The organism is Pseudomonas putida, from assembly GCF_001941965.1.
Lineage (GTDB): Bacteria > Pseudomonadota > Gammaproteobacteria > Pseudomonadales > Pseudomonadaceae > Aquipseudomonas > Aquipseudomonas putida_L.
Map to the genome: position 1 here is coordinate 222,601 of NZ_MKZO01000036.1, position 24,823 is coordinate 247,423.

18 protein-coding genes are annotated in these 24,823 nt (G+C 64.2%); 6 read left to right on the forward strand and 12 right to left on the reverse strand.

Translation table 11 applies throughout. The features are described 5' to 3' along the window. Positions 1 to 2 precede the first annotated feature (2 nt). The gene (locus tag PSEMO_RS20550; RefSeq protein WP_075804806.1) at positions 3 to 1,196 is read left to right on the forward strand and encodes an acyltransferase family protein; all 1,194 of its coding nucleotides are present in this window, start codon (positions 3 to 5) and stop codon (positions 1,194 to 1,196) included. Between the two features lies 1 nt (position 1,197). Here the strand turns inward: PSEMO_RS20550 and PSEMO_RS20555 are convergent, their stop codons facing one another. From PSEMO_RS20555 to putP, 10 genes are all read right to left on the reverse strand, one after another. Continuing rightward, positions 1,198 to 1,812, reverse strand: coding sequence for a CatB-related O-acetyltransferase (locus PSEMO_RS20555; RefSeq protein ID WP_075804807.1), 615 nt, complete (start codon positions 1,810 to 1,812; stop codon positions 1,198 to 1,200). Positions 1,813 to 1,818: 6 nt separating this feature from the next. Continuing rightward, positions 1,819 to 2,703, reverse strand: coding sequence for a glycosyltransferase (locus PSEMO_RS20560; protein WP_075804808.1), 885 nt, complete (start codon positions 2,701 to 2,703; stop codon positions 1,819 to 1,821). Then, a complete protein-coding gene (locus PSEMO_RS20565) occupies positions 2,700 to 3,854 on the reverse strand; it encodes a glycosyltransferase (protein ID WP_075804809.1) in 1,155 nt (384 codons plus the stop codon). Before PSEMO_RS20565 ends, PSEMO_RS20560 begins: the two co-directional genes overlap by 4 nt. Next, a complete protein-coding gene (locus tag PSEMO_RS20570) occupies positions 3,851 to 4,735 on the reverse strand; it encodes a DUF6625 family protein (protein ID WP_075804810.1) in 885 nt (294 codons plus the stop codon). The genes PSEMO_RS20565 and PSEMO_RS20570 overlap by 4 nt, the downstream gene beginning before the upstream one ends. A gap of 53 nt (positions 4,736 to 4,788) precedes the next feature. Beyond that, positions 4,789 to 6,225: a PIG-L deacetylase family protein gene (locus PSEMO_RS20575; RefSeq protein ID WP_372239128.1), complete on the reverse strand. Its 1,437-nt coding sequence runs from the start codon at positions 6,223 to 6,225 to the stop codon at positions 4,789 to 4,791. Beyond that, the gene (locus PSEMO_RS20580; RefSeq protein WP_075804812.1) at positions 6,192 to 7,088 is read right to left on the reverse strand and encodes an antimicrobial resistance protein Mig-14; all 897 of its coding nucleotides are present in this window, start codon (positions 7,086 to 7,088) and stop codon (positions 6,192 to 6,194) included. The genes PSEMO_RS20575 and PSEMO_RS20580 overlap by 34 nt, the downstream gene beginning before the upstream one ends. Beyond that, positions 7,088 to 8,218, reverse strand: a complete 1,131-nt coding sequence (locus PSEMO_RS20585; protein WP_075804813.1) for a glycosyltransferase — start codon at positions 8,216 to 8,218, stop codon at positions 7,088 to 7,090. Before PSEMO_RS20585 ends, PSEMO_RS20580 begins: the two co-directional genes overlap by 1 nt. Beyond that, on the reverse strand, positions 8,202 to 9,959 hold the full coding sequence (locus PSEMO_RS20590; RefSeq protein ID WP_075804814.1) for a carbamoyltransferase family protein: 1,758 nt from the start codon (positions 9,957 to 9,959) through the stop codon (positions 8,202 to 8,204). Before PSEMO_RS20590 ends, PSEMO_RS20585 begins: the two co-directional genes overlap by 17 nt. 223 nt (positions 9,960 to 10,182) lie before the next feature. Next, positions 10,183 to 11,019, reverse strand: a complete 837-nt coding sequence (locus PSEMO_RS20595) for a 23S rRNA (adenine(2030)-N(6))-methyltransferase RlmJ (RefSeq protein WP_075804815.1) — start codon at positions 11,017 to 11,019, stop codon at positions 10,183 to 10,185. A gap of 124 nt (positions 11,020 to 11,143) precedes the next feature. Continuing rightward, positions 11,144 to 12,628 (reverse strand): sodium/proline symporter PutP, encoded by a 1,485-nt coding sequence (putP, locus tag PSEMO_RS20600; RefSeq protein ID WP_075804816.1) that lies wholly within the window; start codon positions 12,626 to 12,628, stop codon positions 11,144 to 11,146. 355 nt (positions 12,629 to 12,983) lie between these two features. Between putP and putA the strand changes: the two genes are divergently transcribed. Next, positions 12,984 to 16,937: a trifunctional transcriptional regulator/proline dehydrogenase/L-glutamate gamma-semialdehyde dehydrogenase gene (gene putA / locus PSEMO_RS20605; protein ID WP_075804817.1), complete on the forward strand. Its 3,954-nt coding sequence runs from the start codon at positions 12,984 to 12,986 to the stop codon at positions 16,935 to 16,937. Positions 16,938 to 17,024: 87 nt separating this feature from the next. Here the strand turns inward: putA and PSEMO_RS20610 are convergent, their stop codons facing one another. Then, positions 17,025 to 17,639 (reverse strand): hypothetical protein, encoded by a 615-nt coding sequence (locus tag PSEMO_RS20610; RefSeq protein ID WP_144443600.1) that lies wholly within the window; start codon positions 17,637 to 17,639, stop codon positions 17,025 to 17,027. Positions 17,640 to 17,748: 109 nt separating this feature from the next. After that, the gene (locus tag PSEMO_RS20615; protein WP_144443601.1) at positions 17,749 to 18,330 is read right to left on the reverse strand and encodes a hypothetical protein; all 582 of its coding nucleotides are present in this window, start codon (positions 18,328 to 18,330) and stop codon (positions 17,749 to 17,751) included. 265 nt (positions 18,331 to 18,595) lie between these two features. Here PSEMO_RS20615 and PSEMO_RS20620 point away from each other — a divergent pair, with 265 nt between their 5' ends. The 4 genes from PSEMO_RS20620 (at position 18,596) to mdtD (ending at position 24,760) form a co-directional block, all read left to right on the forward strand. After that, positions 18,596 to 20,398 (forward strand): acyl-CoA dehydrogenase, encoded by a 1,803-nt coding sequence (locus PSEMO_RS20620; protein WP_075804820.1) that lies wholly within the window; start codon positions 18,596 to 18,598, stop codon positions 20,396 to 20,398. A 32-nt stretch (positions 20,399 to 20,430) separates the two neighbouring features. Then, entirely contained in the window at positions 20,431 to 21,873 is a 1,443-nt protein-coding gene (locus tag PSEMO_RS20625) for a TldD/PmbA family protein (protein ID WP_075804821.1), read from the forward strand. Further along, positions 21,873 to 23,204 carry a TldD/PmbA family protein gene (locus PSEMO_RS20630; protein WP_075804822.1) on the forward strand — a complete coding sequence of 444 codons (1,332 nt, stop codon included), beginning with the start codon at positions 21,873 to 21,875 and terminating at the stop codon, positions 23,202 to 23,204. Before PSEMO_RS20625 ends, PSEMO_RS20630 begins: the two co-directional genes overlap by 1 nt. Positions 23,205 to 23,332: 128 nt before the next feature. Continuing rightward, on the forward strand, positions 23,333 to 24,760 hold the full coding sequence (mdtD, locus tag PSEMO_RS20635; protein ID WP_075804823.1) for a multidrug transporter subunit MdtD: 1,428 nt from the start codon (positions 23,333 to 23,335) through the stop codon (positions 24,758 to 24,760). The last annotated feature ends 63 nt before the right edge of the window (positions 24,761 to 24,823 follow it).

Below are 24,823 nucleotides of genomic sequence, written 5' to 3' on the forward strand. Positions count from 1 at the left end.
CTATGCTCACTGCTCCTCTGCTGTCACTCGCGGCCTACACCCTGGCCTTGATGGTGGCGGCACTCCTGGTCAGGATCCCGGGCATCGCCCGCAACCTGCCGCTCAACGCTGAGCGCGCCACGGCCATCGACGGCCTGCGTGGCTATCTCGCTTTCGCGGTGTTCATCCACCATGCCGCCATTGCCTGGCAGTTCCACCAGACTGGCCAGATCGCTATGCCGACCGATCGTTTCTTCGCCCAGATTGGCCAGGTCGGTGTCGCGCTGTTCTTCATGATCACCGGCTTCCTGTTCTGGGACCGCCTGCTCAAGCAGGGCCGCAATCATGACTGGCGAGCCTTTGCGATTTCCCGGGTGTTCCGCCTCTATCCTTTATACGTGCCATTGCTCGCGGCCCTGGTCGTCACCGCGCTCTACCTGCAAGGATGGACACTGCAGGAAAGCCCGCAGCAGTTGCTCAAGCATGTGGCCCTGTGGCTGATATTCGACCGCCCCGACATCAACCAGGTCGCCGGGACCGGGACACTGATTTCCAACGTCACCTGGACCCTGACCTACGAGGTGTACTTCTACCTGGCACTACCGTTGCTAGGAATGATCTTCATCTACCGCGGCGCGCACGCCAAAACCATTGCCTGCCTGGTAGGCCTTTATCTGCTCGCGCAGGTGGTCGGCTGGGAGCACTCGCTGAAGAAAAAGTACCTGCTGAGCTTCCTCGGCGGTATCGCGGCGGCGTACTGGATCCGCAAACCGGCGCTGGTCGATTGGGGGCGTAGCCGGCTGGCGGCGATAGTTGCGCTGATCCTGCTACTGGCAGTGCTGACTCTGTTGCGCAAAACCTTCGCCGTCTTCCCCCTGCTGTTGCTGAGCGGTTTTTTCTTCGTGGTGGTGTCGGGCAACGATCTGTTCGGCGCGCTACGTCTGCGCAGCGTTCGCTGGATGGGGGAAATCAGCTACAGCACCTATCTTCTGCACGGTTTCCTGCTGTGGTGGGTGGCTTACCATTGGTACCCGCAGGCCGGCTTCGCCATGGATGACCCCCTGCCGTTCCTGACGATGATCGCGGTCTGCTGCGCCCTGCTGGTGCTGATCAGCAGCCTGACCTTCCTGATATTCGAAAAGCCGGGTATCGCCAAGGGCAAACAGTGGGTGCAGCATTGGCGCCTCAAACGCGCAGCGCTGGGGGAGAAAGCCTGATTCAGCGGTTTCGGGCGTAATCGAGAAACGCCCGGATATCGTCGTTGCAGAGTTTCGCCAGGATCTGGCGAATCTCCGCTTCAGGCCACTCCCACCAGGCCGCCCGCAACAGTTCGGCACGAATGTCTTCCGGGAAGCGCCAGTTGATCACCTTCGCCGGGTTGCCACCGACGATCGCGTAAGGCGGTACGTCCCGGGTTACCAGGGCGCCAGCGGCAACGATGGCGCCATGACCGACCGTCACGCCCGAGAGGATGCTGCTGTTGGAACACAGCCAGACATCGTTGCCGATGATCACATCGCCACGGGTGCCGTTGTAGTCCTTGATATGCGCCGCTTCGTCGAACATCGCCGGAAAGGGATAGGTGGTGACCCAGTCGGCACGGTGATGCCCGCCCAGAAAGATCTGCACGCCCTCGGCGATCGAGCAGTACGCCCCGATCTTCAGCGTCGAACCTTCCTGCCAGTCATGCACCTCGGGCAGGCCGTAGCTGCCGACACCGAACTCATACTGTGGATAACGCGCCTTGAAACGCGCGCGGCCGCGTTCGCTGCGAGGCAGCTTGCGGATCTCGCGCTTGGCGCGTTTTTCCAGGAACCGTGTAATCCAGCCCATCAGTCTTCAGCCCCGCTCCAGTGGCGAGAACAACAGCCGCCCCAGGCCGCGCCAAGTCTTGCGGGTGAACGCCCTGAGCGGAATCTGCGCCAGCAGCTCCCGGGCCAGCTTGCGATCACGGTTCGCCACCTTCAGGAACATCGAGTTCAAGGCCTTGAACTTGACCTCCTCGTACGCCGGATGATCGCTGAAATGCGCGTAGATGCGCAGGATGCTTTCGATCATGAAACGGTGATTCTTGTACGAGTTGGTCGCGTGCTTGCGGTAGCGCGCCATGACCACCGGCAGGCCGTCGATGACATAGCCGGCATGGGTGATCTTCAGCTCGATGTAGAGGTCTTCGAGGCGGATATCCGGGTTGAAACCACCGACCTTCTCCAGCGCTTCACGGCGGAACAGCAGGGTCGGTGCCGGCGGATAGGGCTTGCGCTCCAGGAACATGTCCTCGAAGTCGGAGCGCCTGAACGGGACATCACGGCGCTGGCGCTTCTCGGGGAAGAGCTCACCCTTGGAATCGATCAGCTCGATATTGCCCGCACAGATACCCACCTCGGGCTTGTCGGCCATATGCGCGACCTGAATGGCGATGCGGTCCGGCATCATGATGTCGTCCGAACCGAAGGTGGCGATCAGCTCACCGTGGGAACGGGCGATACCGTCGTTCAGCGTACGGGTCAGCCCCTGGTTTTTCTGGACCTTGAAGTCGAACCCATGGATCGCCTGCAGACGCTGGATCCGCTCGACACTATCGTCGGTGGAACCATCGTCGATCACCAGCAGCTCGACATTCGGGTAGGTCTGATCGAGCACACTCTGGATGCTCTGCTCGATGTAGGGCCCGTGGTTGTAGGAAGCGATGATGACGCTTACCAGGGGTTGCTTGTCGCTCATGCCGGTTCCTCGTTCGCCTTGGCCAGGCCGGACTCGATCAGGTCCAGGTACTGCTGGCGGAATACGTCGATATCGTGGTTGTTCTGCAGGTACTGGTAAGTTTGCTCGCCCTTGGCCCGCAGGCTCTGTTCGTCGAGAGCCAGGTAGCTGTCCAGCGCGGTGGTGAGCTGGGCGACATTGCCCGGCTCGACCGCCAGCCCGCCCGCACCCTGGATCAACGGCAGCATCGCCGGCACGCTGGAGGCGATCACCGGCAGGCGCCCACTCATGCCTTCGAGCAGGGCCAGACCGAGCCCCTCGGCCATCGACGGCATGGCCCAGATATCGAACGCACGCACGTATTGCAGCGCGTTTTCCTTGAAGCCCAGCAGATGGGCGCGACCGTTCAGACCCAACTGGTCGATTTCGGCCTGAAGGTTCTGTTGTTCGCGACCGGCGCCGATGATCGCCAGTTGCGCCTGTGGGTATTTGTCCTTGAGCGCTGCGAAAGCCTTCAGCAGATGGGTATGCCCCTTGACCGGCACCAGACGCCCGAGCGCCCCGACCAGGCGCGCATCCGCCGCCAGCCCGAGCAACTCGCGGGCCTTCTCGCGGGAATGCTGCAGCGACTCGGCCTGGGGAATATCGATGGCGTTGGTGATGGCGTGGGTGTTCTGCTCAGTGAAGCCGCACTTGCAGTCAACCAGGTACTGCTTGACCGCCGGCGATACCCCGACGAACTGCCAATGCCTGTCCACCAGGCGCTGGGTCTGGCGGCGCCGGTAGAGACGGTCGTACTCGCCGAAGCCATGGGAAATGCCGATGCACAGCGGGATCTTCAGCCAGCGGTTGAGCTGCAGCATCATGTTGACCGGCTTGAAGCGGTTGCAGATCACCACGTCGAAGCCTTCCTTGCGGCAGAAGCGGTACATCTTCCACAACGCCATCAGGCGCATGCCCTTGAGGGCCTTGTCGCTGAACTCGAAATACACCGAATGATCGGAACGGCTTGCCGGCTCGCCAGGCCCTGGCTTGCCCTTGAGGAAGGCCATGGTGGTCTCGAAGCGGTCGGTCGGCAGCGCCTTGACGATCTGCTCGGCGAGATCGGCAAAGTCATGGCGCTTGATGTTGTAGTCCGGCTGCAGTTGCAACACCTTGAAACGTCGTTTCATAGGGCTCCCTGGTGAAAACCGTGCTGGTCGATCATCCAGCTCGACGACGACGCCAGACGGCGCACCTCGGCCGGATCTGGCGTGGGCATTTGCGACCACTCGTTGCGTTTCCAGCAGACGAAATGGAAATACGGGAAGCTGCGCTGGCCATCACGGTCATTGCTCAGGCGCCCGTCCTGCCAGTACCAGTGCAGGGGGAAATCGCAGCTGCCGTCGTGCCATTTGATCACCCCGCCGGGCGTGCTGAACGCCTCGGTGAACTCGCTGCGGCGGCGCAGCGGATTGAACTTGCCGACCAGTTCGAACAGCGGTTTCGGAAAGTTCTTGCGCCACAGGAACAGGCGGCTGAACGCCCCTTCATCGATGGCATGGTGCTCGTGGTCGGTGAAGCGTTCACGCCAGTTCTTGATCCGCTTGAACAGGCCGCGCTGGTCGGCGGTATTGCGCATCACGCACAGATGCCCGGCCACCCGACGCTCGTGAGTGGAAAACAGGTCATTGCGCGCCAGGCGCTCGGCGGTGAAATAGGCCCGCAGGTCACCGTAGACCAGGTCGATATCGCCGAAAGCCCAGAAATCGTAGCCCTGCAGACGGTCTTCGTGGATATAGCCGAGCGCCGGCTTGATATCGCACAGCTTGTAGGCATGCACCGGGGAAAAGTCGATCCCGAGGCGCGCCGACACCAATTGGCAATATTCCTGGTAGCTGATCGGCTCGACGGTGACGTTGGCCGGGAGGTTGTCCGGCACGCCGCAATCGCTGAACAGCAGCCAGTCGATGTCCGGGTTGCGCCGGCAGCTTTCCAGGTAGAACGGCATCCAGAACGGCCATTGTCCGAAATAAGGGATGACGAACAGGATCCGGGGTTTGGATTTGATCACTCGAAGCTCTCTTGGTTGATCCGGGGTACCGATACTGTACGTCCCCGTTTTCTTTATTTTCGTTTCACGACCCACAAGAGTTCATGACGCCGCACAGCCTTGCGGAAGAACTCGTTTTCCCCGAACACAGAGCCCCGCCGCCCGGCCAGCAGGCGTTGCAGTAGCCGGCGCAGCCGACGCTTGAAGGGCGGGCGGGGCTGCAGGTCATGCATCATGCCCAGGGCCATGGCCTTGTCGCATTGACGCCCGGCATCCAGCGTCAGGCTCCAGGGCAGCCAGGTGTCGTCGCCCTCGGTCACCGGCGGCAGGGCCACGCCGGTTCCGGTATCGCCCATGGGCCAGCGGTCGTTGTCGTGCAGGTGATTGGCGTAGCCAAGCAGGGTTTGCGGTTGCCAGTCCAGCCCTTGCAAGGCCTGGACCACCGCCTGCTGGGCGCAGAGATGGTCAGGGTGCGGATCGAGCACCGGGTGCGGTAGCACGATGACTTCCGGCCGGGCGGTCTCGATCAGGGCGCGCAGGTCGGCCAGCAGGTTGTTCCAGCTGGGCACGCCGTCGTCGCCCGGCAACGCCAGGCTGTTGAGCTGGCGGAACGGCCGGGTGTCGGCGGTATCGGCTTCACGGGAGCCAACGGGGTCGGCGGGCGACGCCTGCATCACCGGCAGTTGCAGACAGAAGTAACCCAACTGCACGCACTGCGCTTCGGGTACTCCGGCCCAGCGCGGCACGGCGATGCTGTCCCAGGCCCGCAGACGGCCCTTGAGGCGCGCCGCTTCGGCCCTGCCCAGGCCCATGTCCTGGTAATGCTCGGCCTCGATCTCGCCGGCGGTCAGGGTGACGATCCAGGTCTGCGCGGCCTGGCTGTACAGCCCGTAGGCCGCCAGTTCGGCATCGTCGGCATGGGGCGCGATGACCATGACCCGCTGCTGGCGGTAGTCCGGATGCCGGATGACCCACAACTTCGGCTGGCCAAGCAGCCGGCAGAAGCGCCCACGCACGGCCAGCCGGCCTTCACCGAGGGCACCACCGAAGCCACCGAGATTGAGATAGCGCAGGCCGTTGACGCCGCGCTCGAAGGCCTGCCGGTCCTCGACCCCGTCGCCCGCAAGGTCAATCCCGGGATCGAGGAAGCGACCCAGCCAGTTGCTTTTGAGTTGCACCTGGAGAATCAGGGTCTCGCTGCCATCGAGGGCCAGGGGCTGTTCAAGCTGCAAACGACCCTCGCGCAGCTGCACGGGATGCGCGCTGTCGTCCGCGAAACGGTAGCGATAATCCTGCGCCGGCGAATAGAACAGGTGATCGGCAAACCACGCCTCATGGGCGACCCAGCCCAGCAGCGCCAGCACCAGCGGCAGCCACCAGGCCACCAGCACTCCCACGGCGACCAGCACCAGCAGCCCAAGCAAAAGCGCCACGCGCTTGTTGCGGCGATGGCGCTTGAGCAGTTGCTGCTTGCGGTTCAAACCTGGAACACCGGCACGGGGTTGCACCATCGATCCTTGTACTCGCGATCGGAGCGGCCGAAGGAGAAGCGCAGGGCCTTGTTGCGGGCACGGGCGTCTTCCCAGGCGCTCTGGGTATTGAGGAAACTCAGCACGCTGCCGGGGCTGAACTCGCGGGTCTGCGGGTCGACGCCACCATTGACGTACTCGACGCTGATCCACTCCGGCGCTTCGACCCGGTACACCAGCTGGATAGCGATCGGCGCGTCGTTGAGGAACACCACCGAACCGATCAGCAGCGAGCGCAAGCGCTCGATCACCTCGGCCATGCGCTCGGCGCCGGTCGCCGGGAAGTTCCAGCGGCGCAGGAACAGGTCGCAGTACATCGCGGCGATAGTCGCGCTGTCGAAGTCCTGGATCGGCTTGACCACCCCGCCCGCCTCTTCCAGCAGGCGCAGTTCGCGGCGCTGGTTGTAGCGGAATTTCTTCGACAGGTCTTCCGGCGTGCGGGCCATGGCCAGGGACTCGCTCTGCGCCTTGAGCAGGCTGAAACGCCCCTGGTTCAGCTCGGACAGGTAGCGTGCGCTGTGGCGCAGCGGCGCCTGGGCCTCGGCAGCAGCCGGCAGGATGATCTCGGCGTTGCCGAGGTCGAACAGGCCTTTCTTGCCATGACGCTTGAGCACGTCCTTCGACAGCGCCAGGTAACGACCCCAGGTCGGGATCGCCGCCTTGATCTCGCCGCCCTGCTCCCAGGCCAGGTAGCGCACCGGGATATCGGCCATTTCGGCGAGCTGCGCGACCACCAGCGGATGACTGGCCACGCTGCCGCCGAAGCGGTGCCAGGCCTGTGCATAAGTCTCGGCGTCAACGACGCGCCAGCCACGCTCGCGCCAGCCTTGCAATCGATTGAGCATCAGGCCTCCGCAGTCAGGGCGACGACGTGGGGCAAACGCCAGAACTCCTGGCGTACCGCTGCGTCGGAGAAGCGCGCGTGCAGGCGCTCCAGCATGCGTTCGCGACACTCCTGAAGCTGCGCCTCGTCCATTGCCGCCAGTACCTGCAGGGACCGGGCCAGCGCAGCCGCATCACCGAGCGGGAACAGCACGCCAACGCCTTCGACCACTTCGCTGGCACCGCCACAGGCCGTGGCCGCCAGCGGAACACCAGCGACCATCGCCTCCAGCAGGACCATGCCGAACGGCTCATGATCCGAGCTCAGGGCGAAGGTATCGAAGGCAGCGAAGTAACGCCTGGCGTCGGCGACCTGGCCAAGAAAGTCCACTTGCCCGGCAATCTCCAGTTCGACGGCGAGGGCCTTGAGCTGGGCTTCCAGCCGACCCTTGCCGAGGATCGCCAGGCGCGCGCCGGCCGGCAGGTTCGGCAACGCCTGGGCAAAACCGCGCAGCAGGGTGGCCTGGTCCTTGTCCGGATGCAGGCGACCGACGTTGCCGACGATCCACGCCTGCGGGTCCAGCTTGAGGCTCTCGCGGGCCTCGGCAGCAGGCACCAGGCGCTGTTGCAGCGCCTCGATATCGACCCGGTTGTACAACGTCTGGATGCGTTCGGCCGGCCATTTCTTCAGGCAGCGGCGCATATCGTCACGCACCGCGTCGGACACACCGAGCAGGCTCAGGCGCTTGCTGAAGAGATTGGCGAACAGCTGGCGGCTGCCACGCTTGTAGTCGTCGAAGGCATGGTGCACGCCGATCACCGGCAGGCGCGTGGCCAGCAGGGTGATGTAGATGGGCTTGAAGCGATGGGCGATGCAGAAACTGAAATCCCGCGCTGCGGCAATCTTGCGCAGCGCCCGGATCGCACCCAGCTTCAGGCCACGAATGGCGCTGGAGCTGAACTCGAGAAACAGCACTTCGTCACTGGCGCAGCCTTGCGCGACCTGCGGGTCGGCCTTGCCGGTGAGGAAGACCGTGGTGACCTTGTAGCCGGTCCCGGCGAACAGGCTGGCGTACTGACGGGCGCAATCGAGGAAAGGCCCGTCATAGCCATGGCAGAACTGCAGGACGCGCTTGTCAGTCGAGCGTGTCATAGGCTTTCGCGTCGTCCTTCACTACCAGGATGTCTTCCATGATCAGGTATTGAAGATCGGAGCCGAAGAACATGTTCAGCGCGTCGGTCGGCGAGCAGATCATCGGTTCGCCACGGCGGTTCAGCGAGGTGTTCAGCGACACGCCGTTGCCGGTCAGGTTTTCCAGGGCCTTCATCATGTCGTAGTAGCGCGGGTTGTACTCGCGCTTGAGGACCTGGGCACGGGACGTACCGTCCTCATGGACCACTTCCGGCACGCGAGTCTTCCACTCCTCCGCCACTTCGAAGGTGAAGGTCATGAACGGCGCCGGGTGATCGACCTTGATCATCTGCGGGCCGACGGTGTCCAGCATGGACGGGCAGAAAGGCCTCCAGCGCTCGCGGAACTTGATCTGCTCATTGATCCGGTTGGCCACGCCCGGCACGCTCGGGCAGCCGATGATGGAACGGCCGCCGAGGGCACGCGGGCCGAACTCCATGCGGCCCTGGAACCAGGCCACCGGGTTGCCGTCCACCATGATCTGGGCGATGCGCTCAGGCATGTCGTCGATCTTGCGCCATTTCGGTGCGCTCGGGTGACGGGCGCAGGCGGCGATCACGTCCTCGTTGGAGTACGCAGGGCCGAGGTAGACGTGTTCCATCTTCTCGACCGGCACGCCACGGGCGTGGGACACATAGGCCGCAGCACCGACCGCAGTACCGGCGTCGCCGGACGCTGGCTGGACGAACAGTTCGGTCACGTCCGGACGGGCGATGATCTTCTGGTTCAGCTTGACGTTCAGCGCGCAGCCGCCGGCGAAGGCCAGCTTGCCGGTTTCCTTGAGGATGTCGCCCAGGTAGTGGTCGATCATCTGCAGGGCCAGCTTCTCGAACAGCGCCTGCATGCTGGCGGCGTAGTGGATGTACGGCTCGTCGGCGATATCGCCTTCGCGCTTCGGCCCCAGCCACTCGATCAGCTTCGGCGAGAAGTAGAAGCCCTTGCCCTTCTCTTTATAGCGGCGCAGGCCGATGACGTTGGCGTACTCGGTGTTGATCACCAGTTCGCCGTTTTCGAAACTGGCCAGGCGCGAGAAATCGTACTTGCTGGCATCGCCGTACGGCGCCATGCCCATGACCTTGAATTCGCCGTCGAGCATCTCGAAGCCGAGGAACTCGGTGATCGCACCGTACAGGCCGCCCAGGGAGTCCGGATCGAAGAATTCCTTGATCTTGTGGATCTTGCCGTTCTCGCCATAGCCGAAGAAGGTGGTGGCGTACTCGCCCTTGCCGTCGATCCCGAGGATCGCGGTCTTCTCCTTGAAGCCGGAGCAGTGGTAGGCGCTGGAGGCGTGGGCCAGGTGGTGCTCGACCGGCTCGATCTTGATCTTCTTCGGATCGAAGCCCAGTTGCTCCAGGCACCAGACGATCTTCTTGCGATAGCGCTTGTAGCGGCGGTTGCCCATCAGGATCGCGTCGAGGGCGCGATCCGGGGCGTACCAGTAGCGCTTGGCGTAGTGCCAGCGGGCTTCGCCGAACAGGCTGATAGGGGCGAACGGAATCGCGACTACATCGACGTCGGACGGCTTGATACCGGCTTGTTCCAGGCAGAACTTCGCCGATTCGTAGGGCATGCGGTTCTTTGCATGTTTATCGCGCACGAAGCGCTCTTCTTCGGCGGCGGCGATCAGCTTGCCGTCGATATACAGGGCCGCGGAAGGATCATGGCTAAGGGCGCCGGACAGGCCAAGAATCGTCAATGCCAAGGGTCTAGCCTCTTCATTCGGTAAAAATGCGCCCCGGCCTCGTGGGCGGGCGGCGGCGAAAGGGCGGGATTATAACGCAAAGCGGGTGGGCAATAGGAGGTGGCTGACCTCAAGGGCCTCATCGCTGGCAAGCCAGCTCCCACAGGGACCGCATGCACCGCAAAACCCTGTGGGAGCTGGCTTGCCAGCGATGGGGCCCTCAAGAACAACACAACAGCCAGGATTACTCAGCGATCAACCAATCCATCCGCCAGCTACCGCCCGTCTGCCCCAGGCATTCAGCCAGCCACGGCAGGAACTCGCGCAACTCGTCCTCCAGCCCCCAAGGCGGGTTGGCGATCGCCAGGCCCGAGCCATTCAGGCTCTGCGGCGTGTCCTGCGGGTGCACATACAGTTCGACCCGCAGCAATTTCGGCGCGCCGGTACTGGTCAGGTCCTGGTAGAAGCGCACCAACTGCTTCTGCTCCTTGATCGGATACCAGATCGCCGCGACGGTCTGGCGCATGCGACCGATCGCCTCCTTCATCGAGTTGGAGCAGCGCTTGAGCTCGTCCGGCTGCTCGAACGGCGGGTCGATCAGCATCACCGCGCGCTTTTCCTGCACCGGCAGCAGCGCACGAGGCACATGCCAGCCCTCGCCCAGGTGCACGGCGACCCGCGGGTCCTTCTTCATGTTGTCCTTGAGCAGGCGCCCGTCTTCCGGGTGCTTCTCGTTGAGCAGCACGCGGTCCTGCTGGCGCGCCATGCGCCGCGCCAGCTCGGGCGAGCCGGGGTAGTAGCGCAGTTCGCCATCGGCATTCAGGCGCTTGACGATCCGCAGGTAGTCCGCAGTGATATCCGGCAGGTCCTCACGCCCCCAGAGCCGGCCGATGCCTTCGATCCACTCGCCGGTACGGGTCGCCTGGTCGCCCTGCAGGTCATACAGACCGAGGCCGGCGTGGGTGTCGATATAGGCGAACGGCTGCTCCTTGCGCGACATCAGGGCGATGAGGCGGGTCAGCACGATGTGCTTGAAGACGTCGGCGTGGTTGCCGGCGTGGAAGGCGTGACGATAGTTCATGGCAACTCCTGAGGGGCCGGGAAGTTTACCTTGTCACGCCGCAGTCGTCAGGTTGCACCCGCTGAAACGACAGCGGCCCGCCTCTCTCGAAGAGGCGGGCCGCCGTTTCAACCGGGGTCAGCGATCACTTGTTGGCGTGATAGTCGGCATCGGCCTTTTCAAAGCGCGCAATCATGCTGGACGACGCGCGGCCCATCCGGCTCACCAGCACGATGGCGATGGTGGCGAAGATGAAGCCCGGGATGATCTCGTACAGGCTGCTGCCCGAGTAGTTCTTCCACAGGATCACGGTCAGGGCGCCGACCACGATGCCAGCCAGCGCACCATTGCGGGTCATGCCTTTCCACAGTACCGACAGCAGCACCACCGGACCGAAGGCGGCACCGAAGCCAGCCCAGGCGTAGGCAACCAGGCCCAGTACGCGGTTATCCGGGTTGGCCGCCAGGGCGATGGAAACCAGCGCAACCGCCAGGACCATCAGGCGACCGACCCAGACCAGCTCCAGCTGCGAGGCATTCTTGCGCAGGAAAGTCTTGTAGAAGTCTTCGGTCAGGGCGCTGGAGCAGACCAGCAGCTGGCAGCTCAGGGTGCTCATCACCGCCGCCAGGATGGCCGACAGCAGGACACCGGCGATCCATGGGTTGAACAGGATCTTCGCCAGCTCGATGAACACACGCTCATGGTTCTCGGTGACCGGACCGGCCACTTCCGGATGCGCCGAGAAGTAGGCGATACCGAAGAAGCCCACGGCACAGGTACCGGCCAGGCACAGGATCATCCAGGTCATGGAGATGCGACGGGCATTGGCGATGGATTTCACCGAATCAGCCGCCATGAAACGCGCCAGGATGTGCGGCTGGCCGAAGTAGCCCAGGCCCCAGCCCATCAGCGAGATGATGCCGATGAAGCTGGCATTGCGGAACATGTCGAAGTTCGCCGGGTTCTGCGCTTCGATGGCGAGGAAGGTGGTGTCCACGCCGCCGGTCGCCAGCAGCACGAAGATCGGCGTCAGCAGCAGGGCGAAGATCATCAGGCCGGCCTGCACGGTATCGGTCCAGCTCACCGCGAGGAAACCGCCGACGAAGGTGTAGGCGATGGTCGCAGCGGCACCGGCCCACAGGGCGGTCTCGTAGGACATGCCGAAGGTGCTTTCGAACAGACGAGCACCGGCGACGATGCCGGACGCGCAATAGATGGTGAAGAACACCAGGATGACCACGGCGGAGATGATCCGCAGCAGGCCGCTTTGATCCTCGAAACGGCTGGCGAAGTAGTCCGGCAGGGTCAGCGCATCACCGTTGTGTTCGGTCTGCACGCGCAGGCGGCCGGCAACGAACAGCCAGTTCAGGTAGGCGCCGACGGTCAGGCCGATGGCGATCCAGGCCTCCGACAGGCCCGACATATAGATGGCGCCCGGCAGGCCCATCAACAGCCAGCCGCTCATGTCCGAGGCACCGGCGGAGAGCGCGGTCACCACGCTGCCGAGGCTGCGGCCGCCGAGAATGTAGTCGGAGAGGTTCTTGGTGGAGCGATAGGCCATGAAGCCGATCAGCACCATTGCCGCGATATAGATCACAAAAGTGATCGTGATGGGATTGCTTGCAGTCATGTGTTGCGCCCTGGCGTTTGTTTTTATGTAGCAACAACCCTCGACGGGGTTGCACCCAGGCCGCGAACCCTATGCCACAACCCGAATACGGTGCAACCTTTTTTACAAAGGCAGTTGCACCTTGTATGAAAAATCCGACAACAGCGTGTTTTTGCTCCTTTTTGGAGCAAGAAAAGCCCTTTTTATAAGCGAATGCACGCTTTAAAGCCGTTTCTGTCGTGGGGTTTTCCGCCATCGGACGAGTTGCACCGCCACCCGGAAAAAATTGGGTTGCACTAGGTTGCACCCGGAAACGCGCACCGCTAATCTTGGCGCCAGCTTAGCCACGGCCCAGTGGCAATAACGAGGATAAGAAATGGCGACGACCACCCTTGGGGTCAAACTTGATGACCCTACCCGTGAGCGACTGAAGGCCGCTGCGCAGTCCATCGACCGCACGCCGCACTGGCTCATCAAGCAAGCGATCTTCAATTACCTGGAGAAGCTGGAGGGTGGCGCCACCCTGACCGAACTCAACGGTCAGGCCGGACACAATGGCGACGACGCGGGCGACGTGCAGCCCGACCACAGCCACCAGTGCTTCCTCGAATTCGCCGAAAGCATTCTCCCGCAGTCCGTGCTGCGCGCCGCCATCACCGCCGCCTACCGCCGCCCCGAGCAGGAAGTGGTGCCGATGCTGCTGGAGCAGGCACGCCTGCCGGCCGCCCAGGCCGAGGCCACCAACAAGCTGGCTGCCGGCATCGCGGAAAAACTGCGTAACCAGAAGAGCGCCAGCGGCCGTGCCGGCATCGTCCAGGGCCTGCTGCAGGAGTTCTCCCTGTCGTCCCAGGAAGGCGTGGCCCTGATGTGCCTGGCCGAAGCCCTGCTGCGCATCCCCGACAAGGGCACCCGCGACGCCCTGATCCGCGACAAGATCAGCACCGGCAACTGGCAGCCGCACCTGGGCAACAGCCCGTCGCTGTTCGTCAACGCCGCCACCTGGGGCCTGCTGCTCACCGGCAAGCTGGTCAGCACCCACAACGAATCCGGCCTGACCTCGTCCCTCAGCCGCATCATCGGCAAGAGTGGCGAGCCGATGATCCGCAAGGGCGTCGACATGGCCATGCGCCTGATGGGCGAGCAGTTCGTCACCGGCGAAACCATCGCCGAGGCCCTGGCCAATGCGAGCAGGTTCGAATCGAAAGGCTTCCGCTATTCCTACGACATGCTCGGCGAAGCCGCACTGACCGAGCACGACGCGCAGAAATACCTGGCGTCCTACGAGCAGGCCATCCACTCCATCGGCAAGGCGTCCCACGGCCGCGGCATCTATGAAGGTCCGGGCATCTCGATCAAGCTCTCGGCCCTGCATCCGCGCTACAGCCGCGCCCAGTACGAGCGGGTGATGGACGAGCTGTACCCGCGCCTGCTGTCCCTGACCCTGCTGGCCAAGCAATACGACATCGGCCTGAACATCGACGCCGAGGAAGCCGACCGCCTGGAGCTGTCGCTGGACCTGCTCGAGCGCCTGTGCTTCGAACCGCAACTGACCGGCTGGAACGGTATCGGCTTCGTCATCCAGGCCTACCAGAAACGCTGCCCGCACGTGATCGACTACGTCATCGACCTGGCCCGCCGCAGCCGCCACCGCCTGATGATCCGCCTGGTGAAGGGCGCCTACTGGGACAGCGAAATCAAGCGCGCGCAGATCGAGGGCCTGGAAGGCTATCCGGTCTACACCCGCAAGGTGTACACCGACGTGTCCTACATCGCCTGCGCACGCAAGCTGCTGTCGGTGCCGGAAGTCATCTACCCACAGTTCGCCACCCACAACGCCCACACCCTGTCGGCCATCTACCATATCGCCGGTCAGAACTATTACCCGGGCCAGTACGAATTCCAGTGCCTGCACGGGATGGGCGAGCCGCTGTACGAGCAGGTCGTGGGCAAGGTCGCCGATGGCAAGCTGAACCGTCCGTGCCGCGTATACGCCCCGGTCGGTACCCATGAAACGCTGCTGGCCTACCTGGTCCGCCGCCTTCTGGAAAACGGCGCCAACACCTCCTTCGTCAACCGTATCGCCGACCACTCGATCTCGATCCAGGAACTGGTGGCCGATCCGGTCGCGACCATCGAACGCATGGCCACCCAGGAGGGCAGCGTCGGCCTGCCGCACCCGCGCATCCCGATGCCGCGTGACCTGTACGGCAGCGAGCGGGCCAACTCGGCCGGCATCGACATGGCCAACGAACATCGCCTGGCGTCGCTGTCCTGCGCCCTTCTCGCCACGGCCCACACACCGTGGAAAGCCGAGCCGCTGCTGGGTTGCGCCGCCAGCCAGGAAGCGGCCGCGCCGGTCCTCAACCCGGCGGATCACCGTGATGTGGTCGGCCACGTCCAGGAAGCCACGGTCGGCGATGTCGACAACGCCATCCAGTGCGCGCTGAACGCCGCACCGATCTGGCAGGCCACCCCGCCGGCCGAGCGCGCCGCGATCCTCGAACGCGCCGCCGACCTGATGGAAGCCGAGATCCAGCCGCTGATGGGCCTGCTGGTCCGCGAAGCCGGCAAGACCTACGCCAACGCCATTGCCGAAGTCCGCGAGGCCGTCGACTTCCTGCGCTACTACGCGGTGCAGGCACGCAACGACTTCAGCAACGACGCCCACCGCCCGCTGGGCCCGGTGGTGTGCATCAGCCCGTGGAACTTCCCGCTGGCGATCTTCAGCGGCCAGGTCGCTGCCGCCCTCGCCGCCGGCAACCCGGTGCTGGCCAAGCCGGCCGAACAGACCCCGCTGGTCGCCGCCCAGGCCGTGCGCCTGCTGCTCGACGCCGGGATTCCGGAAGGCGTGGTGCAACTGCTGCCGGGCCGCGGTGAAACCGTCGGCGCGCGCCTGGTCGGTGACGATCGCGTCAAGGGCGTGATGTTCACCGGTTCCACCGAAGTCGCCCGCCTGCTGCAACGCAATATCGCCGGTCGCCTGGACAGCCAGGGCCGGCCGATCCCGCTGATCGCCGAAACCGGCGGCCAGAACGCCATGATCGTCGACTCCTCGGCGCTGACCGAGCAGGTAGTGATCGACGTGGTCTCCTCGGCCTTCGACAGTGCCGGCCAGCGTTGCTCGGCCCTGCGCGTCCTGTGCCTGCAGGAAGATTCCGCCGACCGCGTGATCGAAATGCTCAAGGGCGCCATGGCCGAAAGCCGCCTGGGCAACCCGGAGCGCCTGTCGGTGGATATCGGCCCGGTGATCGACGCCGAAGCCAAGGCCGGCATCGAGAAGCACATCCAGGGCATGCGCGAGAAAGGCCGCCCGGTCTATCAAGTGGCGATTGCCGACAGCGTCGAATGCAAGCGCGGCACCTTCGTCATGCCGACCCTGATCGAACTGGAAAACCTCGACGAACTGAAGCGCGAAGTGTTTGGCCCGGTACTGCACGTACTGCGCTACAACCGCAAGGACCTGGACCAGCTGATCGAGCAGATCAATGCCACCGGCTACGGCCTGACCCTCGGCGTGCACACCCGCATCGACGAGACCATCGCCAAGGTCATCGACAACGCCCATGCCGGTAACGTCTACGTCAACCGCAACATCGTCGGTGCCGTGGTCGGCGTGCAGCCGTTCGGTGGCGAAGGCCTGTCCGGTACCGGTCCGAAGGCCGGTGGCCCGCTGTACCTGTACCGCCTGCTGTCGACCCGTCCGGCGGATGCCATCGAGCAATCGTTCCAGCGTGGCGATGCCGGCAACAACCCGGACAGCCGCCTGCGCGAAGTTCTGCTGAAGCCGTTCGAAGCCTTCAAGGCCTGGGCCGGCAGTGCGCAGCAGAACGACCTGGTGCAGACCTGCGAGCAGTTCGCCCGTCAGTCCCAGAGCGGCATCACCCGCCTGCTGGCCGGCCCGACCGGCGAGCGCAACAGCTACAGCATCCTGCCGCGCGAGCATGTGCTGTGCCTGGCCGACAACGAAGCCGACCTGCTGACCCAACTGGCGGCGGTGCTAGCGGTGGGCAGCTCGGCGGTGGTGCTGGAAGGCGAGCCAGGCAAATCGGTGCGCTCGCGCCTGCCGAAGGACGTACAGGCGCGGATCAAGCTGGTCAGCGACTGGAACAAGGACGACGTGCAGTTCGACGCCGTCCTGCACCACGGCGACTCCGACCAGTTGCGCGGCATCTGCGAGCTGATCGCCAAGCGTCCGGGCGCGATCGTTGGGGTTCATGGCCTGTCGTCGGGTGAGACGGCGGTGGCGCTGGAGCGGTTGGTGATCGAGCGAGCGTTGAGCGTAAACACCGCTGCGGCGGGGGGGAATGCGAGTCTGATGACTATCGGCTGATAGTCGGAAGGGAAAAGAGGCGGGGCGGGTTTTGTGGACTCTTGAAGGGGGTTCGCGAAACCCGCCCCGTTTTGTTTTGCGAAAGACTCAGGACAGTCCCCACAGGAAAGAAACGGACATGGACACGGTCATGACAGCAACGTACAGCGTCCACATCAGCACACCGACTGCGATCCAGATCCAGTTGGCCCAGGTGATCTGTGAGTTGGCTTGCCCTTGCAGATCGCCTTCATGCGTATTGATCGCCCGCTGAACACGACAGAACAGCCAGGTGGTTATCGCGAAGTACAGAAAAGTCTCGAACAGCAGGCGGCCCCAGTGAGAGAGCTTCGGCGGCGTCAGTTCAGATGGCTCCGGGCTCAACCAGGGTGAAACCAAACTTGCGACGATCACCAGCCACATGACCAAGGTCAGCATCAGCGGGGACCAGTCAAACCGGCGCCCCGTCGCATTGAGGCCGCGCTCGACCCGACTTAGCAACGGATACATGAAGAGCACCGGAATGATGCTGCGCAACAGCGGAACCAATGCCTCTCCAGTCGCTTGCCGGTACGCGGACCAGTTTCGATAAAACCAGTAGAAGGCGTACAGATTGCTGGTTACCAGCAACAACGCTATCAACTTGTTGATCGAAACAACATAAAACATTGGGGTTGCCGATTGCGGTGCCTCACTTGCAGCCGGAATTGGATTGGTGGTCATGAAAGAGATACCGGGTAGTTGGGAAGGGCGCTAATCAGATACCCATTTACTAGAAGGCGCTGTAGGCCATTTCTGATTGGACGGAAAGAAAAGTCGAAAAAACCCAAACTCAATCACCAGGAACTGTGGTGACTTCTTCCCCGGGCAAACCAGCCCCGTGACCGCCTAACCCTCCCAACACCAGCCAGCCTGAGGTAACGATCAATATCCACAGCCAGTTGACCACCGTCAGCCGCGCATTCCCCGTCCCCTCCGGATCGCCCTCGCAGAAGTTGATAGCCCGCTGCACCCGACGCTGAAACCGATGAAACAGCAGCACAGCTACCAACACGGTAGGCGCGAGCTCGGGTAATGGCAGCATCACCATCCACAAGTGATGCGCGGATAACCCCATCAACAGCAGCCCGAACGCCAGCCACCAGGGCGACCAACGATAGCTGAGCCCCGCCCTGCGAATCCGCCCGTCGACCCGACACAGCAGTGAATAGAGGAACAGTTCCGGCAGCAGGATTCGCGGCAGCAACATGATCCTGGCGCCGCTGGCATTCCGGTAGAGCTCCCAGTTGCGCAATGACCAGTACAGCCAGTACAGCCCGGACGTGAAAAGCGTCATGACGATCAACTTCGGCACCGCTACCACGAAGAATGCAGGTTGTACCGGATGCGAGGGGGAAACAGTGCTTATGGACATGAACGGAACCGTCGTGCTGGAGACGGTCCATGAAACCTGATCCATTGACAACGAGGCTGCCGGCTCGCTCCCGGTGCGAAGCGGGAAATCTCCGACATATGCCCAGAGGCGGACTACAGAGCGGAACGCGCTTCAGACCGATCCCAAGATCGGCCAATTCTCCGTAGTCCCCCCTTCTACCCCACCATCACCCAAACCTATTTCCCTGTGCAGCCCCCTCCCCGCCCTCCTAGACTCGCCCCACACCGACTCAAGGACCGCCGCCATGACCGAGACCCTGCTCAGCGCCCGCAACCTGGCGTTCGAACTCTATGAAGTGCTGGATGCCGAAGCCCTGACCCGCCGCGAGCGTTTCGCCGAGCACAGCCGCGAGACCTTCGACGCCGCGCTGACCACGGCCCGGACCATCGCCGAGAAGTACTTCGCCCCGCATAACCGCAAGGGCGACGAGAACGAGCCACGCTACGAGAACGGCGAGGCGCTGCTGATTCCGGAAGTGAAGCCCGCAGTGGACGCCTTCCTCGAAGCCGGCTTCCTCAACGCCAACCGCGACTTCGAAGCCGGTGGCATGCAACTGCCAACCCTGCTGTCCCAGGCCTGTTTCGCCCATTTCCAGGCCGCCAACGCCGGGACCACGGCCTACCCTTTCCTGACCATGGGCGCCGCCAACCTGATCGAGAGTTTCGGCAGCGAGGAGCAGAAACGCCTGTTCCTCCAGCCGATGATCGACGGCCGCTTCTTCGGCACCATGGCCCTGACCGAACCCCATGCCGGCTCGTCACTGGCGGATATCCGTACCCGTGCCGAGCCTGCCGCCGATGGCAGCTACCGCCTGCGCGGGAACAAGATCTTCATTTCCGGCGGCGACCATCCGCTGTCGGAAAACATCGTGCATATGGTCCTGGCCAAGCTGCCGGACGCGCCGCCCGGGGTGAAGGGCATTTCCCTGTTTATCGTGCCCAAGTTCCTGGTCAATGCCGATGGCAGCCTCGGCCCGCGCAACGATGTGACCCTGGCCGGGCTGTTCCACAAGATGGGCTGGCGCGGTACCACGTCCACCGCCCTGAACTTCGGCGATAACGGCAACTGTGTCGGCTATCTGGTGGGCAAGCCGCACCAGGGCCTGGCCTGCATGTTCCAGATGATGAACGAGGCACGCATCGGCGTCGGCATGGGCGCGGTGATGCTGGGCTACGCCGGCTACCTGTATTCCCTCGACTATGCGCGCCAGCGCCCGCAAGGTCGCCCGCTGGACAACAAGGACCCGTCCACCCCGGCAGTGCCGATCATCGCCCACGCCGATGTGAAGCGCATGCTCCTAGCCCAGAAGGCCTACGTCGAAGGCGCCTTCGACCTCGGCCTGTACGCCGCCCGGCTGTTCGACGACACCCAGACCGCCGAAACGCCCGAGGCCCGCCAGCAGGCCCACGAACTGCTCGACCTGCTGACCCCGATCGTCAAGTCCTGGCCCTCGGAGTTCTGTCTCAAGGCCAACGAGTTGGCGATCCAGATCCTCGGCGGCCACGGCTACACCCGCGAGTACCCGGTAGAGCAGTACTACCGCGACAACCGCCTGAACCCGATCCACGAAGGCACCCACGGCATCCAGTCCCTCGACCTGCTCGGACGCAAGCTGGCACAGAACGGCGGCGCCGGGCTGAAGCAACTGGTGCGCCTGATCGCCGGCACCTGCGAGCGCGCCCTCCAGCACCCGCAACTGGACGCCCTGCGCCAGCCGCTGGAGCAACTGCTGAACCGCCTGCAAGGCGTGACCCTGGGCCTGCTCGGCGACATGGCGACCGGCAAGGTCAACGCCGCCCTGGCCAACTCGGCGCTGTACATGAAGGCCTTCGGGCATTGCGTGATCGGCTGGCGCTGGCTGGAGCAGGCGATCCGCGCCGAGGAGGGCCTGGCCACGGCCAGCGAGGCGGACCGCGACTTCTATAAAGGCAAGTTGCAGGCGGCGCGATTCTTCCTCACCTGGGAAGTACCGCCCTGCCATAATGAGCTCACCTTGCTCGAAGCACGTGACGACACCTGCCCGGGCATGCAGGAAGGGTGGTTCTGACGGGGAGCCACCTCCAATCAGGAGCTCCGCGCATGTTCGATTCCACCACGCTGTTGCGTCAGCGCTTCGCCGCGCTGCGCAGCGGCGGCGAGTTTTTCTCCCTGCGCCATGTGCGCCAGTCCCGGCAGCAGCTTTCAGTACGCAAGAACGTCGCCGAACCGCCCAGCCTGAGCCGTGACGAAGGCGCCATGCTCACGGTGCGGGTCAGCGGGGTCGAGGCCTATGCGGCCACCGCCGACCTCTCGCAGCACGGCCTGCAACAGGCGCTCGACCGCGCCGAAGCGCTGGCCCGGCAGATCGCCGCGCAGTCCCTGCTGGACCTGCGCGACCAGCCCGTGGCCACGGCCCGCGCCGATTACCTGTCGCCCGGGATGGACAGCGCCTTCCCGTCCCTCGCCGACTGTCTCGATCTGCTCAACCAGGAGTCGGCCTCGGTGCCGGCGGACGAACGCCTGGTGAACTGGCAGGTCAGCCTCGGCCTGAGCACGGTAGAACAGATCTACCTCAACAGCGCCGGCGCCGAACTGCGCCGCGCCCAGCGCCTGGTCTTCCCCGGCTTCGGCGTGACCGCCTTCGACGGCAGCGATAGCCAGACCCGCACCCTTGGCCGGGACAATTTCGGCCAGCAAGGCGGCTTCGAGGTGATCCAGCGCTGCGGCCTGCTGGGCGCCGGCAAGCGCATCGCCGACGAGGCCCTGCAACTGCTGCTGGCGCCCAACACGCCCAGCGGCGTGCGCGACCTGCTGCTGATGCCGGACCAGATGATGCTGCAGATCCACGAGTCCATCGGCCACCCTCTGGAGCTGGACCGCATCCTTGGCGATGAACGCAATTACGCCGGCACCAGCTTCGTCAAGGCCAGCGACTTCGGCCATCTGCAATACGGCTCCCACCTGCTCAACGTGACCTTCGACCCGGAGATCCGCGAAGAGCTGGCCAGCTACGGGCATGACGACGATGGCACCCCGGCGGCCCGGCAGTTCCTGATCCGCGACGGCGTACTGGTGCGGCCACTGGGCGGGGCGCTGTCGCAGTTCCGCTCGGGGCTCGACGGAGTTGCCAACAGCCGTGCCTGCAACTGGAACCGCGCGCCCATCGACCGCATGGCCAACCTCAATATCGAGCCCGGGGACAAGTCCCTGGAGCAACTGATCGGCGGCATCGAGAACGGCATCCTGATGCGCACCAACCGCTCCTGGTCCATCGACGATGCGCGCAACAAGTTCCAGTTCGGCTGCGAATGGGGCCAGTTGATCGAGAACGGCGAGCTCAAGGGCGTGGTGAAGAACCCCAACTACCGCGGCATTTCCTCGAACTTCTGGCGCAACCTCAGCGCGGTCGGCGATGCCGATACCTTCCAGGTGCTCGGCACGCCCAACTGCGGCAAGGGCGAGCCGAACCAGGTGGTCCGGGTCGGCCATGCCTCGCCGGCCTGTGTGTTCAGCCAGATCGACGTATTCGGAGGAGACGCCTGATGGCTGATCATTTCCTGCACAGTTTCGAAAACCTGGTCGAATGGCTGCGCGCCCATGTCCAGGCCCCCGAGCATTTCACCCTGAGCTATGCCGGCGAGCATTCGCAGTTCATTCGCTTCAACCACGCCAAGGTGCGCCAGGCGGGTGATGTCCAGCAATCGTCGGTAGACCTCAAACTGATTGCCGACGGACGCCAGGCCGACCTGCACCTGACCCTGAGCGGCGACCCCGAGATCGATCGCCAGCACCTGGCCGAGGCCCTGGAGCAATTGCGCCAGACGCTGCCGCTGATCCCGCCGGACCCTTATCTGCAACTCAACGAACAGGCCTGGGACAGCCAGCACCAGCAGCAGGCGCCACTGCCGGACAGCGCCGAGGTGCTGGCACGGATCGAAGCCGGCGCGGGGGATCTGGACCTGGTCGGCATCTACGCGGCCGGGCCGATCTGCCGGGGCTTCGCCAGTTCCCACGGGGCGTTTGGCTGGCACCAGGCCAATAGCTTCAACTTCGACTGGAGCCTGTTCCACGCCAACGGGCAGGCGGTGAAGGCCAACTATGCCGGCCAGGACTGGGACCCGCAGGAACTCGACCGGCGCCTGGCCCGCACCCGCGAGCAACTGGACTACCTCGGCCGCCCGCTGAAGACCCTGGCGCCCGGGCAATACCGCGCCTACTTCGCCCCGGCGGCGCTGGAGGATATCGTCGGGCTGATTGGCTGGGGTGGTTTTTCCGCACAGGCGATCGCCACCCGGAACAGTCCGTTGCAGCGGCTGTATGCCGGCGAAGCCGGGCTCAGCCCGCTGTTGAGCATCGCCGAGCAGGTCAGCGGCTCGATCAGCCCGGCGTTTTCCGGTGAAGGCTATCCGCGCAGCGACCTGCGCCTGATCGATCAGGGGCATGCGCAGGATCAACTGACCAGTGCCCGCAGCGCCGTCGAATTCCAGCGCCCGGCCAATGGTGCCGAGGCCTGGGAGTATCCCAACGCGCTGAGCATGGCGGCGGGCGACCTGGCCCAGGCGGATGTGCTGCGGCAGTTGGGCACCGGGTTGTATATCAACAACCTCTGGTACCTGAACTACTCGGACCAGCCGGCGGCGCGCATGACCGGCCTGACCCGCTTCGCCTGTTTCTGGGTGGAGAATGGCGAGATCCAGGCACCGGTGAGCACCATGCGTTTCGATGACAGCGTCTACAGTCTCCTGGGCACGCAACTGGAAGCGCTGACACGGGAACGGGAGATGCTGTTGTCGGCCAGCACCTACGGGCAGCGGCAGACCGGATCGAGTCATTTGCCGGGGGCGCTGGTCAAACGGCTTACCCTGACGCTCTGAAAAGCACCACCGTCCCTGTGGGAGCTGGCTTGCCAGCGATAGGGCCGGCCATGGCAACGATGTTGTCCGGACTGGCCTCATCGCTGGCAAGCCAGCTCCCACAGGGACCGCGCATGCAAGGACATTCCATGCCAGACCGTATCGCCCTCGACCCCACCACCGCCCGCTGGATCCCGTGGGTCGTGGCCATCGCCTTCTTCATGCAGTCCCTCGACGGCACCATCCTCAATACCGCGCTGCCGGCCATGGCCCGGGACCTGGCGGAAGACCCGCTGCGCATGCAGTCGGTGATCATCGCCTACATGCTCACCGTGGCCCTGCTGATCCCCGCTTCAGGCTGGATCGCCGACCGCTTCGGCACCAAGCGCATCTTCTTCGGCGCGATCCTGCTGTTCAGCCTCGGCTCGCTGCTCTGCGCCGCCGCCAACAGCCTGGGCATGCTGGTCGCGGCGCGGGTCATCCAGGGCCTCGGCGGTGCACTGATGCTGCCGGTGGGCCGCCTGGTAGTGCTGCGCGCCTACCCGCGCTCGGAGCTGGTGCGGATCATGAGTTTCATCACCATCCCCGGTCTGCTCGGCCCGCTGATCGGCCCGACCATGGGTGGCTGGTTGGTGGAAATCCTCAGCTGGCACTGGATCTTCCTGCTCAACCTGCCGGTGGGCGTGCTCGGTTGCTATGCGGTGTGGAAGTACATTCCCGACCTGCGCGGCTCGTCGCGCACGCGCTTCGACGGCATCGGCTTCGTGCTGTTCGGCGCAGCCATGGTGCTGATCACCATCGCCATGGAAGGCCTGGGCGAGCTGCACCTGCCGCACCTGCGGGTGATGCTCCTGCTGTTCGCCGGCATGGCCTGCCTGGCGGCCTACTGGCTGCGGGCCGGAAGCATCGAGGACCCGCTGTTCTCGCCGAAGCTGTTCCGCGTGCGGACCTTCTCCGTCGGCATCCTCGGCAACCTGTTCGCCCGCCTCGGCAGCGGCGCCCTGCCCTTCCTGGTACCGCTGCTGTTGCAGGTGGCGCTGGGGTATTCGCCGGCCGAAGCCGGGATGAGCATGATTCCGCTGGCAGCGGCGGCGATGCTCGCCAAGTCCATCGCCCGGCCACTGATCGAACGCTTCGGCTACCGCACCATCCTCACCAGTAACACCCTGCTGCTGGGGGTCATGCTCGCCAGTCTCGGCCTGGTGGACGAGAACACCCCGCACGCCGTACTCCTGGTGCAACTGGGGCTGCTCGGGGCGATCAACTCGATGCAGTTCACCGCGATGAACACCGTGACCCTGATCGACCTCGACGACGCCAGCGCCAGCAGCGGCAACAGCCTGCTCTCGGTGGTCGCGCAGCTGTCCCTGAGCCTGGGCGTGGCCTGTGCAGGCGCGCTGCTCGGCGGTTTCACCGCAGCGGGCAGCGCCGAGGGCGTTGAAACCACCCTCGGCGCCTTCCAGCTGACCTTCGTCACCATCGGCCTGATGGCGATGCTGGCGGCGGCGATCTTCATGCAACTGGGCAAGAATGACGGGCGACGTGCCCCTCGTCAGGAAGCCCCCATGGAGCCTTAGGGCGAATGGCCATGAGGCTGGTACACTGCGCGACATTTTGTTTTGCAGGCCCGCCTCGTGACC

Coding starts and splice junctions, on each gene's coding strand:
- mdtD (WP_075804823.1), top strand. CDS start 23,333: ATGCCAGACCGTATCGCCCTCGACCCCACCACCGCCCGCTGGATCCCG.
- PSEMO_RS20565 (WP_075804809.1), bottom strand. CDS start 3,854: ATGAAACGACGTTTCAAGGTGTTGCAACTGCAGCCGGACTACAACATC.
- PSEMO_RS20585 (WP_075804813.1), bottom strand. CDS start 8,218: ATGACACGCTCGACTGACAAGCGCGTCCTGCAGTTCTGCCATGGCTAT.
- PSEMO_RS20625 (WP_075804821.1), top strand. CDS start 20,431: ATGTTCGATTCCACCACGCTGTTGCGTCAGCGCTTCGCCGCGCTGCGC.
- PSEMO_RS20575 (WP_372239128.1), bottom strand. CDS start 6,225: ATGGTGCAACCCCGTGCCGGTGTTCCAGGTTTGAACCGCAAGCAGCAA.
- PSEMO_RS20620 (WP_075804820.1), top strand. CDS start 18,596: ATGACCGAGACCCTGCTCAGCGCCCGCAACCTGGCGTTCGAACTCTAT.
- PSEMO_RS20615 (WP_144443601.1), bottom strand. CDS start 18,330: ATGTCCATAAGCACTGTTTCCCCCTCGCATCCGGTACAACCTGCATTC.
- PSEMO_RS20555 (WP_075804807.1), bottom strand. CDS start 1,812: ATGGGCTGGATTACACGGTTCCTGGAAAAACGCGCCAAGCGCGAGATC.
- PSEMO_RS20560 (WP_075804808.1), bottom strand. CDS start 2,703: ATGAGCGACAAGCAACCCCTGGTAAGCGTCATCATCGCTTCCTACAAC.
- PSEMO_RS20630 (WP_075804822.1), top strand. CDS start 21,873: ATGGCTGATCATTTCCTGCACAGTTTCGAAAACCTGGTCGAATGGCTG.
- putP (WP_075804816.1), bottom strand. CDS start 12,628: ATGACTGCAAGCAATCCCATCACGATCACTTTTGTGATCTATATCGCG.
- PSEMO_RS20595 (WP_075804815.1), bottom strand. CDS start 11,019: ATGAACTATCGTCACGCCTTCCACGCCGGCAACCACGCCGACGTCTTC.
- PSEMO_RS20580 (WP_075804812.1), bottom strand. CDS start 7,088: ATGCTCAATCGATTGCAAGGCTGGCGCGAGCGTGGCTGGCGCGTCGTT.
- PSEMO_RS20610 (WP_144443600.1), bottom strand. CDS start 17,639: ATGACCACCAATCCAATTCCGGCTGCAAGTGAGGCACCGCAATCGGCA.
- putA (WP_075804817.1), top strand. CDS start 12,984: ATGGCGACGACCACCCTTGGGGTCAAACTTGATGACCCTACCCGTGAG.
- PSEMO_RS20550 (WP_075804806.1), top strand. CDS start 3: ATGCTCACTGCTCCTCTGCTGTCACTCGCGGCCTACACCCTGGCCTTG.